Raw genomic sequence first — 1,303 nt, 5'->3', positions numbered from 1 at the left:
CGGGAACGGCCCAGATCCAGGCGACGCCCGGAGCGGCCGCGCGGGCGAGCGCGAGCCCGGCGGCGGCGGCCGACAGGGACACCGCGGTGGACTCGATGGCCAGTTCCGCACCGAGGTCGGGTAGCGCCGCCCCACGTTGCCGGGCGGCGCTCAGCGCCGGGCCACGACGGCGGACCAGCAGGGCGGCGGCGAGCAGCAGGACAAGTACCGTGGCGGTCAGCACCCCGGTGAGCAGGACGGCGGCCTGTGCGGAGACGGAGCTGATCCGGGTACGGGCGTCGCGCACTGTGGTGTCCAGCTGCGATTCCCACTTCAGGGACTCGTCGCGGGTGCCTGACGAGCCGGAGGCCGCCTTGAGCTTGACCACCTGGCTGGCGAGCGCCGCGCTGGTGCCCCAGGTGAGCGCGTCGGGTTCGGGGGCGAAGTGGACGGTGCGCCGCAGTTGGTCCTCGTCGACGGCGAGCCGGGCGTCCGGCAACGACTCGCGCGACAGCAGGCCGGCGAACCGGGTGATGCCCACGCCGTCGGCGCCGGGCACGGGGCGCAGCAGCGCCGGGGCGAGCAGCCAGGCGGGGTCGGCGCTGTCCACGGGTCGGTAGATCCCGCTGATCCGGACGTCCTTGTCGCGACCTTGGCCGTCCTTGACCGGGATTCGATCACCGGGATCGAGGTTGAGTGCGGCGGCGTCCGCCTCGGAGAGGCCGACCTGCACCGGCCAGGGCGGTCCGTCGTAGGGGGTCTCGACGAATTCGTCGAGGACGGCGGGGCCGGGCGCGCTCCCGGCGATCCAGGTCACGTCCGAGCCGCCGAGGTCACCGGCCAGGTAGGTGAACTGGAAGGTACGCGGCACGTTGCCCTCGGTGACGCTGAGGATCGGGCCGTTGACGACGGCGACGGGCGGGAGCAGCGCGGCGTCCAGGTCGGGCCCGAGCGCGGATGTCGCCCTGGCGCGGAAGTCGTCGATGTCGTCGGCGAGGCGGGCTGTCCGGACCCGGCCGCCGGTCGGGCCGTCGTCGCGTTCCCAGTCGGCGTGGGCGAGGACGTTCGAGTCGTGGCCGGCGCGGCGGACCGTGTCCTGGACGGTGTTGTCGGCGGCGGCCCGGAGCAGCGCCGGCACGGCCCCGGCGAGCAGCGCGACGGCTGCGATGACGGCGGCGGTGAGCAGCAGCGGTCCGGCGTCGGTCGGCCACGGCCGCGGATGCTGGGCCAGTGCGGCGCGAGCCACGCCGGGTCAGCCACGCCTCACGGCGCCACCCGCAGATGCGCGGCGTCGGCCCGGCGGACCTGGACGGTGACCACGACC

Annotated in this window: 1 pseudogene; it reads right to left on the bottom strand. The window is 75.3% G+C overall.

Annotation, left to right across the window (positions count from 1 at the left end):
- A pseudogene (locus JM949_RS35985) lies at nt 1-1,225 on the bottom strand (FtsX-like permease family protein); the annotation flags it as partial.
- Nucleotides 1,226-1,303 lie beyond the last annotated feature (78 nt).

The organism is Micromonospora tarensis (genome assembly GCF_016803395.1).
GTDB lineage: Bacteria > Actinomycetota > Actinomycetes > Mycobacteriales > Micromonosporaceae > Micromonospora > Micromonospora tarensis.
Note: the sequence above shows the minus strand (reverse complement) of the source record. Positions and strands in the feature narration are given on the sequence as shown.